A 15,789-nucleotide genomic window follows, 5' to 3' on the forward strand; every position below is an offset into this window, starting at 1 on the left:
TGTTATTTGTTTAGTTGGTTCAACATTTCTTTTACAATTAACAAATCATCAAAATCATGGCGAACACCATTTATTTCTTGATACGTTTCATGTCCTTTACCAGCAATAAGAATAATATCATTCTCGTTTGCCAGTTGGCAAGCCGTTTTTATAGCTTGTTTTCTATCTGAAATAGAAATTGTCTTTTTGAAATTTTGAGGCTCTACACCTTTTTCCATTTCATCTATAATTGTATCTGGATTTTCGGTTCTAGGATTGTCTGAAGTGAAAATCACTTTATCACTTAAGGTAGAAGCTATATTTGCCATTACTGGTCTTTTAGTTTTATCTCTATCGCCACCACAACCAACAATTGTAATTAATTGCTCGTTTTTCCCACGGATGTTTTCAATAGTATTTAATACATTTTCTAAAGCATCTGGTGTATGTGCATAATCTATAATTGCAGTTATCTTCCCTTTTGAAATAATGTATTGAAAACGACCTGAAACACTTTCTAATTCAGACAATAATCGAAGTGCTTCTTGCTCTTCAACCCCTAACTCTTTAGCAGTTGCGAAAATTGCTAATAAATTATAGGCATTAAAAGAACCTATTAGTTTAGACCAAACTTCATTATTGTTCATTTTTAATAACAAGCCTGTAAACTGATTCTCTAAGATTTGTGCTTTATAATCTGCATACGATTTTAAAGCATAAGTAACTTTCTTTGCTTTAGTATTCTGAAGCATAATAGCTCCATTCTTGTCATCAATATTGGTAATAGCAAATGCTGATTTTGGCAATTGGTCAAAAAATACTTTTTTAACGTCTCTGTATTCAGCAAATGAACTGTGATAATCTAAATGATCATGTGATAAATTGGTAAAAATTCCACCAGTAAATTCAAGAGCTTCTGTTCTTTTCTGATGAATACCATGAGAACTTACTTCCATAAAACAAAACTCACAACCCAGTTCAACCATTTCGTCTAAAAATCTATTTATCGTAATAGAATCTGGTGTTGTATGAGTCGCTTTATATTCGGTTTCATCAACCATTATCTTTACAGTAGAAAGCAATCCTACTTTATAACCTGCTTTTTTAAACATTTGATACAACAAAGAGGCAATAGTAGTTTTACCATTTGTCCCTGTAACGCCAACTAATTTAATTTTTTGTGAAGGATTTTCATAAAAATTCGCAGCCATAAACGCTAAAGCAACATTGGTGTTATTTACTTGAACATAAGTAACGCCATTAACAATAACACTTGGAAACTCTTCGCAAATAACTACAACAGCTCCTAAGCTTAAAGCTTTTTCAATATAATCATGACCGTTTGAATGCGTTCCTTTTATTGCTACAAAAAGATCATTTAATTCAACAGCTCTTGAATCGAATGTTATTTTATTAACAGCAACATCGGTAGCGCCTTTTACAGCCTCGATACTTACTTTGTATAATATGTCTTTTAATATTTTCACCTTAAGTCTAGTATAATTATCTGATTCTTTGAAATTTGTTCTCCTGCTTTAACGGATTGATTCTGTACTTTACCACTTCCCTTTATCTCAACCGATAAATCTAAATTTTCCAGAAGAGCAATTGCATCCATGGCAGCCATTCCTTTTACGTTAGGAACAACAGAAGTTTCCGCTTGTGATTTTTTATAATAAGAAGCATAATTAGCTTCTAATGATTTTATTTTAGCATCAATGTTCTTAATATGATTCGTTGGAGGAGAATCGGTATATATCTTTTGAGCAATCCTTTTAAAAACAGGTCCAGCAACATCTGCACCGTAATATCCTGATGCAACATTTGGTTTATGAACCACTACAATGCAAGAATATTTTGGCTGGTCTGCAGGAAAATAACCCACAAATGAAGATGCATAAAACAACTTCGATTTGTCTTTATAATTTACTTGAGCTGTTCCTGTTTTTCCTGCCATGGAAAAATCTTTCGAATATAATTTTGAACCTGTTCCTCTTTTCACGACATTTTCTAAAATCTTACGCACTTTAGCTAAAGCCTCATCTGACGCGATTTTAGGATTAATAATTTGAGTCTCAAATTTCTTAACAGTTGTATTCCATTCTTTAATTTCTTTTACAAATAATGGCTTAACCATTACACCATCATTTGCAACAGCATTATATAAAGACAAAGTTTGCAAAGGCGTTAATGAAACACCATACCCAAAAGCCATCCAAGGCAATGAAATACCGCTCCAGTTTTTTGCTCCAGGTTGAGGAATTATTGGCTTTCCTTCCCCAATTAATTGCAACCCTAATGGTTTGTTTAAACCGTAGCTGTTAATTCTGTCTACAAATTGTTTAGGATTATCTTTGTAATTATCGTAAATCGCTTGAACCAAAACAGTATTTGAAGAAACTTCAAAACCTTTGGCTAAAGTTATTTTACCGTAACCTCCTTTATGAGAATCTCTTACTTTTTTACCGTAAAACTCAATAACCCCACCATTAGAATCATATACCTTACTTGTATCTACCTTTTTATCATCAAGCAACGCAATAAGGTCTAATAATTTAAATGTAGAACCAGGTTCGTGAGATTCAGCCACAGCGTAATTTTGTGTTTCATAATAACTTCCATCTTTAGCTCTTCCTAAATTTGAAATTGCTTTAACTTCACCTGTTCTTGTTTCCATTACTACTACACAACCATGATCAGCCTCATAATATTCTAATTGCTTCAATAAAGCATGATGCGCAATATCTTGGATATAAACATCAATAGTCGAAATAATATCAAGTCCATCTTGAGGCTCTAACTCGTTATTGTCATTAATCGGTTTCCATTGATTTTTTGCAATTTTTTGCATCATTCTATGGCCGTTTGCGCCATTTAAGTATTTTCTATATGCATATTCTAAGCCTTTACCGTTTGGAGTCCCATCATCATTTGTTCTTTCATAACCTATAGTTCTTTGAGCAACTCTACCAATAGGATGTTCTCTAACTGTTTTTTGTTCAACAATTAAACCACCTCTATATGGTCCTTTTTTAAATAAAGGAAAACTCTTAAAGCGCAAATAATCTGAATAACTAAGCTCTCTAGCGACTAAAAAGTATCTGTTTTTATTTGCTCTTGCCTTTTTTAATTTGCTTTCATAAAATCCTGAACTTTTTCCAAAATAAGAAGCAAGCGAATCACTTAATGCGCTGATATTATCATTAAAATCATCATTACTTGGAGACAAAGCATCAAAACGAATTACATATTCTGGAATTGAAGTAGCCAACAAACTTCCGTCTGAAGAATAAACATTTCCTTTATTTGCTGGAATTGTAAAATTGCGAACCGTTCTTTCTTTTGCAAGTTTTCTTAAACTATCACCTTCAACCCACTGAATATTATTAAGTTTTATCATAACAAGAACAGCCATCATGAACATCATGAAGACAACCAAATACATACGGTAAGAGATCTTTTTGTCTACTACTGCCATATTTTTAATTTATCTATAAAACCTTTAGTTTTCTTATTATTCTCTTTAACCACAATTTTTGTAGGTGGAACCGAAGATGGAAAAATTAATTTTTCTTCCATTTTTTTTGAAACAGTAGATTCCATTTTTAATTTCATTAATTCTGAACGTCTATCTACAAATTGTGATCTTTTTTCTTTTACTATGTTTGTTAGCTCCGTAATTCTATAATTTTTTTCGTCGTATTTATGATTATTAGCAATCATAATCATTGCTAAAAAAACTAGAAACACAATGAATTTCCAATTTTTTAATGCATCATCACTGACAAGAAATTTAGCTTTCAACAAACTATAAATACCTTTCTTCATGGCAAATTATTTTTTTTCAGCTACTCTTAATTTTGCGCTTCTTGCTCTGTTATTAATTGCTATTTCAGCACTTGACGGAACAATTAATTTTTCAATTGTTTTAAAAGGGACTTCAAAATTTCCGTAAAAATCTTTTTCAGGTTCACCTTCAAATAAACCATTTTTCACAAAACGTTTTACCAATCTATCTTCAAGAGAATGATATGAAATAACACTTAACCTTCCTCCAACTTCTAAAATATCTAATGATTGCTCTAAGAATTCTTTTAAAGCATCCATTTCTTGATTTACTTCAATTCGAATTGCTTGGTATATTTGTGCTAGAATTTTATTGCTTTTGTGAGCTGGCAAAAAACGAGAAAGAACCTCTTTTAAAGTATCAGAACTTTTTATCTTACCGCCTTCATTTCTATAATTTACAATTGCAGCCGCAAGTGCGTTTGCATTTTTTAATTCACCATAATCAAAGAAAACCTTACTTAAATGTTTTTCTTCGTAATCATTAACCACATCGTAAGCGCTTAATTCGCCTTTTTGACTCATTCTCATATCTAAATCAGCCTCAAAACGAGTTGAAAAACCACGTTCTGCCACATCAAATTGATGAGAAGAAACACCTAAATCAGCAAGAATTCCATCTACTTTTTTAATTCCGTGAAAACGAAGAAATCTTTTAATATTTCTAAAATTTTCATTGATCAATAAGAATCGTTTATCATCAATAGCGTTTGCTAAAGCATCTTCATCTTGGTCAAAAGCAATCAATCTTCCACCTTCTCCAAGACGTGACATCATTTCTCTTGAATGACCACCGCCACCAAAAGTAACATCAACATACACGCCATCGGGCTTAATATTTAAACCGTCAACCGTTTCCTTTAACAACACCGGATTATGATATTCCATCTCCATTTTCATATAAGTTACCCATTACATCTTCAGCTAAATCAGCAAAATCATCAGTAGCATTTTCTATTGCATTTTCATACAAATCTTTATCCCAAATTTCAACAATATTAATTGCCGAAGACATTACTATTTCTTTTTCAATTTTAGAAAAAACCAACAAGTCTTTTGGGATTAACAATCTTCCTGCCGCATCAACTTCAATCGTTTTTACACCTGCAGTAAATCGTCTAATAAAATCGTTATTCTTTTTTACAAAACGATTTAACTTATTCATCTTCAACATCATCTCATTCCATTCCTTTATAGGATAAAGCTCCAAGCAAGGCTGAAACACAGAACGCTTCAGTACAAAACCATCTTCCAATGATTTGAACTGTTTTTTCAACGAAGCAGGAAGCATTAATCTTCCTTTAGCGTCAACCTTACATTCGTATGTTCCTGTTATTGAATCCAACTAAATAGTATTGTTTAGAATATTGACAAATTTAAAAAATATTTACCACAATTTACCACAAAACCCCACTTTGTTAATAAGTTTTCACACATACACCCATTGATTTTTATTAAAAAAAGAAGTAAACACACAAAGCACATGCTTTAACAAAGAATTTGAAAATTAATTTTCTCCAAAAATTAACAACAACAAAACATTCGAAAAAAGTGAAAGCTGTTGAAAACTAAATAATTAAATGCTTTTTTTTCCTACAAAAGCTTAAATAATTAGTTTTACACAATGTCTTTTTATTAATATATAATATCCTATATTTGTGAAAATTTCAGAACCTAAATTTGAAATTACTTTATGCTGAAAAAAGATAAAAAATATACCTACTTTGAAGCTGGAGAAGGTAAGCCAATTATAGTACTTCATGGTTTAATGGGAGGCTTGAGTAATTTTGATGGAGTAGCTAATTACTTTTCAGAAAAAGGATACAAAGTCATTATTCCTGAATTACCACTATACACGCAGAATATTTTAAAAACAAACGTAAAAGCTTTTTCTAAATATGTAAAAGATTTTATGATTCACCTAGGCATTGAGAAAGCCATTTTAGTCGGTAACTCTCTTGGTGGTCATATTGCTTTATATTTTGCAAAATCTTACCCTGAACTTGTAAGAGGAATTGTTATTACTGGAAGTTCTGGGTTATACGAAAGTGGAATGGGCGAAAGTTACCCTAAAAGAGGTGACTATGAATACATTAAAAAGAAAGCTGAAGATGTATTTTACGACCCTAATGTTGCAACAAAAGAAATGGTTGATGACGTTTTTGCAACGGTAAATGACCGTATGAAATTACTAAAAACGCTAACTATTGCCAAAAGCGCAATTAGACATAATATGGCAAAAGATTTGCCAAAAATGCATATAAAAGCTTGCATCATTTGGGGAGCAAACGACAAAGTTACTCCACCAGAAGTTGCAGAAGAATTTAATAAATTACTACCCAATTCTGAATTGTTTTGGATTGAAAAATGTGGCCACGCAGCCATGATGGAACATCCTGATAAATTCAATGAAATTTTAAACAATTGGTTGGTTAGCCATAAATTATAAAACGAATAAAATTCTCGTTTTAAAAAATAAACAGATGAAAATAAATACTGCTGAATTTGTAATTAGTAATTCTGAAGTGAGTAAATGTCCTAACGAAAACTTGCCAGAATACGCATTTATTGGTCGCTCAAACGTTGGTAAATCTTCTTTAATCAACATGTTGACAAACCATAAAAGTTTAGCAAAAACATCTGGAAGACCTGGGAAAACACAATTAATTAACCATTTTAAAATTAATTTAAACTGGTATTTAGTTGATTTACCTGGTTATGGATACGCAAGAGTTTCTAAGAAAACAAAAGAAGTATTCCAAGAATTTATTACTGATTATTTCGAGAGCAGACAACAATTGGTTTGTGCATTTGTACTAATCGATATTAGACTTGAAGCACAAAAAATTGATTTAGAATTCATTACTTACTTAGGTGAAACTGAAGTTCCATTTTGTATTGTTTTTACAAAAGCAGATAAAATAGGAAAAGTAAAAGCACAACAAAATGTTGCGGCTTACACTAAAAAAATACTGGCTAATAACTGGGCCGAAATGCCTCAATATTTTATTACGTCTGCTTCAGAAAAAACAGGAAGAGAAGAAATTCTTACTTATATTGACGATATCAATCAAGTGGTTTTTAAAGAGAATGATAGTTTTATTTAATTCTAAAGATTCGTAAAACAAAAAAAAGCGTAGTTTTAAAACTACGCTTTTTTTGTTTTAAATCATGTGATTTAAACTACTTCGTCAACTCTAATTTTTCTGCGAAATAATCACAAAAATCTTTCATAGTTGCCGTCATCTTTTCATCGTCGGTTGCGCGGTTAAAAGTGTCTGACATTGCTACTAATGTTTGATGAAAAAATTGTTTCATTTCATCTACAGGCATGTCTTTTGTCCAAAGGTCAATTCGCATTGTTTCTTTGGCTTTTGCATCCCAAACAGAAACCATTATAGCTTTTGCCTCTTCGTTATCAACACCACCGTCTTGAGCTGACCAATTTAATTTTTCAGGTATTTTATTTTCGTCTAATTCTACTATGAATTTTATTTCAGATGTTTTATTTGCCATTACTTTGCTGGTTTGTATTTTGATTTATCGAATAATGTTTTTGCGTCTAATGCTAGCATTTCTTTTAATGAAGCGTTGTTGTTTTCCATATAACTACGCACAATTTGCCAACCTAACCATTGACCAACTCTTCCTGGAGATTCTGCATCTAAACCCAAATAAAATTTAGAGAAAGGCGCATTGTTTATGAATCGAAATTCATTTTTCATGTTTGCTTCAAACAAAATCTTGTTCTCTACAAAATAACTCCACATTTGGTATTCATTTTCTTTACACCATTCTATTTGAGCATCAGTATACGCTATTTTAGCAGCATCAGAATAATCAGGCAATAATTTATCTTTAAGGTATAATTGTTTTCCTTTATAAATCATTAATGACAATAAACTTCTATTGGTTGGAGAAGCAATTTTATTAAACGAAAAGCTATTTACTAAATCGGGAAGTATTTGATTTTCTTCAAAACCAATTCGCTCATACTCTGGAAAATCTTGATAATATCGGTGTTCTTTACCTAAATAACAATCTAAAGCCACAATTGCCAATGTATCTACATAAATAGATTTAGCGTCTTTATCCACTTCATTAATTAAAGTAATCACTCGTGGTGTTTTATATTCGGGAAAATAATATTGGGCATAACCAAATAATTTACTCAAATCGGCTTCTAACGGACCAACATTTGAATATTTATTTTGCACTTCGCTGTAAAGCTCACGCATTAAGGGATTCGACAATTTATTTGTCCAAACTGTATCTTCATTTCCTTCTGGAAAAAAGAATGGAAATTGTGATTTTATTTTTGATAAATCTTCAGGTTTCGATTCGTAAAATACTTTATCAAATCGTTCTACTTTAAATTTTACAGGTATTTTAGCAACTTCTTCTTCCACTTTATCTTCTTTTTTACATGAAAAAAGCAAAAGCATAAGACTTAAAATTAAAAGTTTATTCATACTACTTCGATATTTATTTTTAATTTTATCCAAATTTGAAAGCTCATTCACAAGCTTAAGAACGCAAAGATACATTTATAGTATAATAAATTTACCTAAAAAAATGACAAATTCTACAAATTTCAATTCAGAAAAAGTAACCGAACATATTGTAAAATGGCTTTTAGATTATGCTACAAATGCAAAAGTTAAAGGTTTTGTAGTTGGAATTTCTGGCGGCATTGACAGCGCATTAACCTCAACATTATGCGCAATGACTGGCTTACCGACTTTATGCGTAGAAATGCCTATTCATCAAGCCGAAAGTCATGTTAGCAGAGCAAACGAACATATTGAACAATTGAAGAAAAGGTTCCCTAAAGTTACCAATGACAGAACCGACTTAACGCCTGTTTTTGAAATTTTCAAGAATCAAGTTCCAACTTCAGAAAACGAAGCAGCTTTAAATTTAACTTTAGCAAATACAAGAGCGAGACTTAGAATGACCACTTTGTATTATCATGCTGGTTTAAACGGATTTTTAGTAGCTGGAACAGGAAACAAAGTGGAAGATTTTGGCGTAGGTTTTTATACCAAATATGGTGATGGCGGAGTTGATATTAGTCCGATTGCCGATTTAATGAAAAGTGAAGTGCGTTTATTATCTAAACACATAAACGTTCCAGCAAGTATTTTAGTTGCCAAACCAACTGATGGTTTGTTTGGAGACGACAGAAGCGACGAAGATCAACTTGGAGCTAGTTATGACGAACTAGAATGGGCAATGAAAAAAATGGAAAATGGAAAGATTGAAAAGGACTTTAACGGCCGTGAAGCAGTAGTTTTTAAAATATACGAACGCCTTAATAGAATCAACCAACACAAAATGCAACCTATCCCTGTTTGTGAAATTCCTAAAAAAATAAAGAATATCTAATTATTTAACAAGTATTTACGTTTTTTTTCATTAACTTTGATATGCTATTTACCACCCAATAAACAATTGAAGTTATGATAAAAGTATGTATTGCCGACAACCATCCTGTGGTGCAACATGGAGTTAAATCATATTTTAATAATAGTGATTCTATTGAAATTGTTGCTACTGTTAATGATTTTAATGCACTACAAAACACCTTACAGTCTAAATCTATCGACGTAATTGTTGTAGAATTAGAACTAGACGGCTTGTCTAGTATAAGAGATTTAAAATCTTTAATTAAGGAACATCCAGATTCTAAGATTATACTTTACACTTCAGTGTCTGAGAAAATGTATGCACCTACTGCAATAAAAGCTGGTGTATCTGCTTATTTACTTAAAACTGCTTCTTTAAAAGTACTTGAAACTACAATTATACGTGTTTCTAACGGAGTTATTATTTTTAGCGACGAAGTTAAAAAAACAATTGAAGAGCTTAAAAAAGGTAAAAAATCAGATCGTTTATTTAAAAAATTATCTACAAGAGAAATTGAAGTTTTGCGTTATTTAAATGACGGTAAAAAGAACAAGGAGATTGCACAAATACTTGGATTAGACGAAAAAACAATTAGTACTTATAAATTGCGTTTACTAGCCAAATTGAGTGTTACCAATTTAGTAGATTTATTAAATAAAGCGAAAAGTTTAGAGATTCTTTAAGAATACCTACTCATTACTCTTCCCAGTTTTTGAGAGAACATATTAGTAAGCCCTAAATAATCCATAACCATTGATAATGACTCTGAATTATCATCAGATTCGCTTGCACCTAACTGATTTTTTAAATCATCGATAATATTATTTACCCAATACCATCTTAGCGTTAAGATTGTCTCTGTTACATATTGAGCAACAGTAGCGTCTTTTTGTTTTACAAAAATATTTTGAGATTCCCAGTTATGAAGAACTTCGCGCTCTTCATTCATTAAAACTGAAGTAACTTCTTGAGCTATCTCTTCATCTAAACGAATTAAATATTGCTCTAGAACAAAGGTTTCATTTTGATTGTAATAATCAATTAAGTCTTTGTATATTTTTTGAAATAAAGGATTCGATAAACTTATTTCGTCTTCTTGTAAGCTTAAATATATTCTTTGGTAAACCTTTACTTTGTTTTTCTCAATAACTTCCTTTAATTCACCTTCATCATCTGGTTTTAGCATGACGTCATCAAATTCTTGTTCTACATTTCCGTAAAGCAATAATATTTGAATAATAATGTGTTCTAATTCAAATTGAATGTCAACTTTGGTTTTTGATACTGATTCGGTATTCTTAACAACATCAAATGATTTTTGCTCTTCTTTGAATTTTTTATTGGCTTCAGAAACATCTTTCTTATCCATTTGAGCCAAAGTATTAAACAAAACCTGTTCAGAAATATCCATTATTCTTGAACATTCTTGAATGTAAATTTCACGTTTAATTCTATCAGAAATTTTAGAAATACTCACAACCATATCTCTAATTAGATCAGCTTTTTTAATTGGATCGTTCTTAGCTTCTTTCATTAGCATAGAAGCTTTGAATTGAATAAAATCCATAGCGTTTTCTTCCAAATATTTTACCAACTCTTCGTATGGCATTTTCTTAGCAAAACTATCCGGATCTTCACCTTCTGGAAATGCACAAACGCGTACGTTCATATCAGCTTCCAAAATTAAATCGATACCACGAACAGACGCTCTTAAACCAGCAGCATCACCATCAAAAAGAACTGTAATGTTTTTTGTTAAACGACTTACTAATCGAATTTGATCAGTTGTTAAAGCAGTTCCAGAAGAAGCAACTACGTTTTCAATTCCAGATTGATTGAACTGAATAACATCGGTATAACCTTCTACCAAATAACAATTATCTTGTTTGGCAATTGCTTGTTTGGCATGAAAAATTCCGTAAAGGACTTTACTCTTATGGTAAATATCACTTTCGGGAGAATTTAAATATTTAGCCGCTTTTTTATCATTGTTTAAAATTCGACCTCCAAAACCTAAAACACGGCCGCTCATACTTTGAATAGGAAACATCACACGACCTTTAAAACGATCAAACTGTTTATCTTCCTTCACAATAGATAGTCCGGTTTTGTCTAAATATTCTAATTTATATCCTTTTCCAAGTGCTTCTTTTGTAAATGCATCCCAAGTTTCTGGCGAATAACCTAATCCAAATTTCTTAATCGTTTCTGAAGTAAAACCTCTTTCTTTAAAATAAGAAAGTCCGATTGCTTTTCCTTCTTCAACATTCAATAACACATTATGAAAATATTTACTTGCAAATTCTGAAACCAAATACATACTTTCCTTTTCATTTGCCATTGCAGCATCTTCATCCGTTTGTACTGTTTCTTCAATCTCAATATTGTATTTTCTTGCTAAAAACTTAATAGCTTCTGGATACGTAAAGTGCTCATGCTCCATTAAAAAAGTCACAACATTCCCGCCTTTTCCTGAACTAAAATCTTTCCAAATTTGCTTTACAGGCGAAACCATAAATGAAGGTGATTTCTCATCGACAAAAGGGCTCAATCCTTTTAAATTAGAACCTGCACGTTTTAAATTTACAAAATCGCCAATTACCTCCTCTACTCGAGCAGTTTCAAATACATTTTCTATGGTGGTTTTTGAAATCAAAATTAATTTTTTATTATTTGGATTGACGTTGCTTCATTCTTCTTTAAATCGGTAAAAAGCTCTATTGTTTTTTCTTTATTATAAATTTTAACTTTTGTAGTATTTGGAGGAATTCTTCCCTCAGAATTTGAAATAATTTTTATAATTGAGTTATTATTCTTAAGCGTTAATTTAAGAATCTTTTCTTTATTTAAAACACTATAATTAGATATGATTTTTAAGTCATCATAAAAAACAGTTATTTCATCACCGTCTTCTTGTCCGGCATCATAAAATGAGATGAAAATTTCAGAAGAATTCATAAAAACAGACACTACCTCTCCTTCTTTTATTATATTAACTTTCAACTCATTTAAAACCTTCACCAAACTTATACTATCTTTTACTTCTTCATCAATTCTTTTAGATTTTGAAATTTTTTTATCAAATTTTTCCATTCTACTTGTTGCCTTTTTGGAAGAAACCATACTCAAATCTCCATTTATACAAGGTGAATTATCACTGAAAAAACTTTGAAAATTTCCTTTTAACTTATCAGATGACAACAAATTTACTTTACCTTCAAAATATATGTTACAAAAATCATTTTTAGTGACTTTTGACTTTGTATATTCCATTTGTTTTTCCTTAAAAATTAAAGCATTTGTTTTTTTATTATAAGTACCAACAATTATATTTTTAGTCTCATTTAATCCTTGTAAATCTGTTATAGAATAACCTGAAATTTTCCCATTATTTTCACTAAAAACAAGTCTGTAAGAAATAATATTTGTTTTACTGAATTTTATGACTCCGAAAAACTCATAATCTACCGCAAATGAAGTGTTAAAAAATAAGAAAAAAATTACGGAAATAAATATCTTCATTTATATATTTTATTTATATTGCGGTAAACAAAATAACAAATATTATAATGAAATTTAAAACTTTTTTGGTATTATTATTAATAAGTATTAGTACACAATTTACATTTGCTTCTTTCCCAGTTGAAAGAACTAAATCTGTTGAAAATTCAACAAACATTAGTGAAACTTCAGAAGAAGATTACAAACCTTATTTAGGTTCTGAAAAAAGCCAGGGAATTGCTCTTATATTAGCACTTACACTAGGTCTTTTAGCGGCTCATAGATGGTATGTTGGATGTCCATGGCCGGTTAATATAATTTTCATAATGTCTTTAGGCGGTGTAGGTGTTTGGTTATTAATTGACATCATTAGAATTTTAATGGGAACCTTTAACCCAAAAGGTAGATTCAAAAAAAGTTTCTTCTAATCAATAAGTCATGAGACATATATATATAATTTTTCTACTCTTTTTTTCTTTTTCTTTTTCTCAAGTTTCAGTAAGTAGGTCACATAGAGGACTTTTTAAAGATTTAAAAAAAGAAGACTATAAAGAAATCAAAAAAAGAAAGACAATTTTTGTAATTGATTCATTTGATGAAATTAAGTTTGAAGAAATGCTTAAAACTTTTTGGGACTTAAATAAATACGAAGTACTTAGTAGAGAAAAATATGAAGAGAATAAAGAAAAGTACATTTCTGAAGACTACTCTATATTTGAATTTTCAGGGCTTTTAGTAACAATAACTAGTCAATCTGGAATGACTACAGAGTATTTGTATTTAAATTACAATTATTTTTACTACACTGATGTAAAAGTAAATAATGGAAAAATTAAATTTGACAAAACAGAAGTTGCATCAGTATTCTTTTCTGGTGATGCAGATTCTATGTGGAATATAATTAGCACCTTAAAATACGGAAATCTTCAAAATCAACTTTATAATTATCAATTAGGATACATGAAGAATTACCTTCAATTTATTCAAAAAAATCTAAAAGACGATTGGTATTCATGGACATTTGCGAGTGATTATGATAAAAAAGTTGTCAAAAAACTTTCTAAAACTACTCTATACATTCCGTCATACATTAACACCAAATACAATGGTTGGGATGGAACTGACACTGAAAGAGAAGACCCTAATGAGCTTTTTAAAAAATATGAATACAAATACGAGTGGATTTCTAATGAAGATTTGAACAATAAAATACTAAACACTAAAGAGGATTTTTATTATTTAATGTATACAAAAATAAATTCTTCTAAATTAGTAAGTGTTGTTAATGGAAAAACAGGGGAAATAATATATCGCGACTATCAATCTATGAGTTATCAATTGAAACAAAAAGATTTGAAAGAGATTAACAATAAAATAGATTAAAAAAAAGCCTGAATATAATATTCAGGCTTTTTTTATAACTAACGAATTACTTAATTAAAGTCGAAACGAATACCTAATGAAACGTTGTTTTGATCTATATTATTGTTCTTAAACATAGGATTAATATCATACTTAACATATAAACTTGTTGACCCATAACCAATATAACTACTTAAACCATAGGTGAAATCTGAAACATTAAAATCACCTTTCTCTTTAATTTTAATATCATTCCCGTTTTCTTCATATTCAAGAATTTGTTTTGATTTTATTCTAACTCCTCCATAACCTCCAATTCCCAATCTAAAAGAATTGTGTGTTTTGAAATATGAATTACCTTCTTTATCTGTCTTTTTTCCTGAAAAGTCAAATTCTAAGTGAACTGGAGCTACTAAAAACACACTACGAAAACGTGATTCATCAAGATTAACACTTGCTGTTTGCAAATAAGTTTGATTTCCTGTTTCTACAAAATAACGGTTATCTGTTGCTCGTAAATTATTATACATAAGTGACAATCCGTATTTTGCGTGCAAAAGATTGTGGTTATTGAAAATTCTTGAATTTAAAGTTAAACCTAATTCGTAAAAATGGGAACCCCAAACTTTAAAATCTGAATCATTTAAACTTTCACCTTCCGTAACTACATTATTTAAACCTGCTGCAAATACAAGTTGAGATGTTGTTCTTTTAAAATGTCTTTTTACATAATCTTTTTTTCCATTATAAACTTTTAAAGACCCCAGATTAATTTCCGTTTGATTCTCGCCAATATTATCAGAACTTCCGCCTAAAACAATTCTAGTCCCTCCTTTTTTCTTAGGTCTACTCTTATCTTCTACAAATTTTCCGTCTACTTTATCTTTAACTAACTGCGCTAATTTTTCTTCTTCAACTGCAACTTGAGTTTCAATGTTTTTAGCCCTTTCAGTTGCAATAGAAAGTTTTAATTCATCTCCTTTTTCTTTAGAAATTTTTCCGCTTTCAACCTGATCATCAATAACTTTTACTTCTTGCTTTAAGGCTTTTTTCTCCTCGGTTGTAATCATTTCAATTTGATCTGCAATAGCCTCGGCTCTTGTCTCAAATGAAATTTGCTTTACATCTCTTCCCTTAATACTTCCTGTTTCTGGAACAGTATCTTCAACTACTTCTAATTTTATATCGTCAAACCAAATTTGTCCTGTTCCATCTAATAAAGCACCATAAGATATTACTGTAGCATCTTGAGGGACAAATAAAACGATTTCATATTTAGCCCAATCTGTTGTTCCGCTTATTCCGCGATTTTGCATATTGTCAAAAGAAAGAACTTTACTTTTGTAATAATCTGTTCGCATCCATAAACCTGCCCAAGATTTTACATTTTCACTTTTAATATAACCTGTTAACCTAACTGTTTTTCCCAAATACAAATCTGGTTTAATTGATTTCATGATGTTCCCAAATCCTTCAACTTTCTTTTCAATAGATTTAATTGAGGAAACATTTTGTCTATCTCCAGAAGTGACGTTTTGAATTTGCATTTCATAACTTCCTTCTACGGTTTGTCTAGGACTCCATCCTGCTGATGGATCTATAGCGGCTGCTTCTTGAGCGCTTAATTTAGTTACAAAAGCAACTAACACTATTACTGTGTATAAAATAATTTTTTGCATAACTTTTCGTTTT

Annotated in this window: 16 protein-coding genes; 6 read left to right on the top strand and 10 right to left on the bottom strand. The window is 30.5% G+C overall.

What is annotated here, in order from left to right; all coding sequences use genetic code 11:
- Nucleotides 1-2: 2 nt before the first annotated feature.
- From UXY25_RS07210 to mraZ, 5 genes are read right to left on the bottom strand one after another with little or no spacing between them, the layout of a single operon-like run.
- Nucleotides 3-1,466: a UDP-N-acetylmuramoyl-L-alanyl-D-glutamate--2,6-diaminopimelate ligase gene (locus UXY25_RS07210; RefSeq protein WP_320815329.1), complete on the bottom strand. Its 1,464-nt coding sequence runs from the start codon at nucleotides 1,464-1,466 to the stop codon at nucleotides 3-5.
- Complete coding sequence (locus tag UXY25_RS07215) at nucleotides 1,463-3,457, bottom strand: penicillin-binding protein (protein WP_320815330.1); 1,995 nt, start codon at nucleotides 3,455-3,457, stop codon at nucleotides 1,463-1,465. The genes UXY25_RS07210 and UXY25_RS07215 overlap by 4 nt, the downstream gene beginning before the upstream one ends.
- Nucleotides 3,448-3,807, bottom strand: a complete 360-nt coding sequence (locus tag UXY25_RS07220; RefSeq protein WP_320815331.1) for an FtsL-like putative cell division protein — start codon at nucleotides 3,805-3,807, stop codon at nucleotides 3,448-3,450. The genes UXY25_RS07215 and UXY25_RS07220 overlap by 10 nt, the downstream gene beginning before the upstream one ends.
- 6 nt (nucleotides 3,808-3,813) lie before the next feature.
- Nucleotides 3,814-4,725 carry a 16S rRNA (cytosine(1402)-N(4))-methyltransferase RsmH gene (gene rsmH, locus UXY25_RS07225; protein WP_320815332.1) on the bottom strand — a complete coding sequence of 304 codons (912 nt, stop codon included), beginning with the start codon at nucleotides 4,723-4,725 and terminating at the stop codon, nucleotides 3,814-3,816.
- Nucleotides 4,700-5,170 carry a division/cell wall cluster transcriptional repressor MraZ gene (mraZ, locus tag UXY25_RS07230; protein WP_320815333.1) on the bottom strand — a complete coding sequence of 157 codons (471 nt, stop codon included), beginning with the start codon at nucleotides 5,168-5,170 and terminating at the stop codon, nucleotides 4,700-4,702. The genes rsmH and mraZ overlap by 26 nt, the downstream gene beginning before the upstream one ends.
- A 348-nt stretch (nucleotides 5,171-5,518) precedes the next feature.
- Between mraZ and UXY25_RS07235 the strand changes: the two genes are divergently transcribed.
- Entirely contained in the window at nucleotides 5,519-6,274 is a 756-nt protein-coding gene (locus UXY25_RS07235; protein ID WP_320815334.1) for an alpha/beta hydrolase, read from the top strand.
- A 34-nt stretch (nucleotides 6,275-6,308) separates the two neighbouring features.
- Nucleotides 6,309-6,932, top strand: coding sequence for a ribosome biogenesis GTP-binding protein YihA/YsxC (yihA, locus tag UXY25_RS07240; protein ID WP_320815335.1), 624 nt, complete (start codon nucleotides 6,309-6,311; stop codon nucleotides 6,930-6,932).
- 76 nt (nucleotides 6,933-7,008) lie between these two features.
- Here yihA and gldC read toward each other — a convergent pair whose 3' ends face one another.
- Both gldC and gldB read right to left on the bottom strand, forming a co-directional pair.
- Nucleotides 7,009-7,341 (bottom strand): gliding motility protein GldC, encoded by a 333-nt coding sequence (gene gldC / locus UXY25_RS07245; RefSeq protein WP_320815336.1) that lies wholly within the window; start codon nucleotides 7,339-7,341, stop codon nucleotides 7,009-7,011.
- Nucleotides 7,341-8,297 (bottom strand): gliding motility lipoprotein GldB, encoded by a 957-nt coding sequence (gldB, locus tag UXY25_RS07250; protein WP_320815337.1) that lies wholly within the window; start codon nucleotides 8,295-8,297, stop codon nucleotides 7,341-7,343. The genes gldC and gldB overlap by 1 nt, the downstream gene beginning before the upstream one ends.
- Nucleotides 8,298-8,400: 103 nt before the next feature.
- Here gldB and nadE point away from each other — a divergent pair, with 103 nt between their 5' ends.
- Together nadE and UXY25_RS07260 are read left to right on the top strand one after the other, a co-directional pair.
- The gene (nadE, locus tag UXY25_RS07255) at nucleotides 8,401-9,213 is read left to right on the top strand and encodes an NAD(+) synthase (RefSeq protein WP_320815338.1); all 813 of its coding nucleotides are present in this window, start codon (nucleotides 8,401-8,403) and stop codon (nucleotides 9,211-9,213) included.
- A 74-nt stretch (nucleotides 9,214-9,287) separates the two neighbouring features.
- On the top strand, nucleotides 9,288-9,917 hold the full coding sequence (locus UXY25_RS07260; RefSeq protein ID WP_320815339.1) for a response regulator transcription factor: 630 nt from the start codon (nucleotides 9,288-9,290) through the stop codon (nucleotides 9,915-9,917).
- Here the strand turns inward: UXY25_RS07260 and dnaG are convergent.
- Together dnaG and UXY25_RS07270 are read right to left on the bottom strand one after the other, a co-directional pair.
- Complete coding sequence (gene dnaG, locus UXY25_RS07265; protein ID WP_320815340.1) at nucleotides 9,914-11,890, bottom strand: DNA primase; 1,977 nt, start codon at nucleotides 11,888-11,890, stop codon at nucleotides 9,914-9,916. The genes UXY25_RS07260 and dnaG overlap by 4 nt on opposite strands.
- Before the next feature lie 2 nt (nucleotides 11,891-11,892).
- A complete protein-coding gene (locus tag UXY25_RS07270) occupies nucleotides 11,893-12,756 on the bottom strand; it encodes a hypothetical protein (protein ID WP_320815341.1) in 864 nt (287 codons plus the stop codon).
- A 47-nt stretch (nucleotides 12,757-12,803) separates the two neighbouring features.
- On the opposite strand from UXY25_RS07270, the gene UXY25_RS07275 reads away from it, so the two are divergent.
- The gene (locus UXY25_RS07275) at nucleotides 12,804-13,163 is read left to right on the top strand and encodes an NINE protein (protein ID WP_320815342.1); all 360 of its coding nucleotides are present in this window, start codon (nucleotides 12,804-12,806) and stop codon (nucleotides 13,161-13,163) included.
- A 10-nt stretch (nucleotides 13,164-13,173) separates the two neighbouring features.
- Nucleotides 13,174-14,118 carry a hypothetical protein gene (locus UXY25_RS07280; protein WP_320815343.1) on the top strand — a complete coding sequence of 315 codons (945 nt, stop codon included), beginning with the start codon at nucleotides 13,174-13,176 and terminating at the stop codon, nucleotides 14,116-14,118.
- 50 nt (nucleotides 14,119-14,168) lie between these two features.
- Here UXY25_RS07280 and UXY25_RS07285 read toward each other — a convergent pair whose 3' ends face one another.
- Complete coding sequence (locus UXY25_RS07285; protein WP_320815344.1) at nucleotides 14,169-15,776, bottom strand: hypothetical protein; 1,608 nt, start codon at nucleotides 15,774-15,776, stop codon at nucleotides 14,169-14,171.
- Nucleotides 15,777-15,789 lie beyond the last annotated feature (13 nt).

Source organism: Flavobacterium sp. (assembly GCF_034111225.1).
GTDB lineage: Bacteria > Bacteroidota > Bacteroidia > Flavobacteriales > Flavobacteriaceae > Flavobacterium.

Excerpts from the sequence above, each read along its gene's own strand:
- UXY25_RS07215 (WP_320815330.1), bottom strand. The coding sequence starts at position 3,457 with ATGGCAGTAGTAGACAAAAAGATCTCTTACCGTATGTATTTGGTTGTC.
- UXY25_RS07220 (WP_320815331.1), bottom strand. The coding sequence starts at position 3,807 with ATGAAGAAAGGTATTTATAGTTTGTTGAAAGCTAAATTTCTTGTCAGT.
- rsmH (WP_320815332.1), bottom strand. The coding sequence starts at position 4,725 with ATGAAAATGGAGATGGAATATCATAATCCGGTGTTGTTAAAGGAAACG.
- UXY25_RS07235 (WP_320815334.1), top strand. The coding sequence starts at position 5,519 with ATGCTGAAAAAAGATAAAAAATATACCTACTTTGAAGCTGGAGAAGGT.
- yihA (WP_320815335.1), top strand. The coding sequence starts at position 6,309 with ATGAAAATAAATACTGCTGAATTTGTAATTAGTAATTCTGAAGTGAGT.
- gldC (WP_320815336.1), bottom strand. The coding sequence starts at position 7,341 with ATGGCAAATAAAACATCTGAAATAAAATTCATAGTAGAATTAGACGAA.
- gldB (WP_320815337.1), bottom strand. The coding sequence starts at position 8,297 with ATGAATAAACTTTTAATTTTAAGTCTTATGCTTTTGCTTTTTTCATGT.
- nadE (WP_320815338.1), top strand. The coding sequence starts at position 8,401 with ATGACAAATTCTACAAATTTCAATTCAGAAAAAGTAACCGAACATATT.
- UXY25_RS07260 (WP_320815339.1), top strand. The coding sequence starts at position 9,288 with ATGATAAAAGTATGTATTGCCGACAACCATCCTGTGGTGCAACATGGA.
- UXY25_RS07270 (WP_320815341.1), bottom strand. The coding sequence starts at position 12,756 with ATGAAGATATTTATTTCCGTAATTTTTTTCTTATTTTTTAACACTTCA.
- UXY25_RS07275 (WP_320815342.1), top strand. The coding sequence starts at position 12,804 with ATGAAATTTAAAACTTTTTTGGTATTATTATTAATAAGTATTAGTACA.
- UXY25_RS07280 (WP_320815343.1), top strand. The coding sequence starts at position 13,174 with ATGAGACATATATATATAATTTTTCTACTCTTTTTTTCTTTTTCTTTT.
- UXY25_RS07285 (WP_320815344.1), bottom strand. The coding sequence starts at position 15,776 with ATGCAAAAAATTATTTTATACACAGTAATAGTGTTAGTTGCTTTTGTA.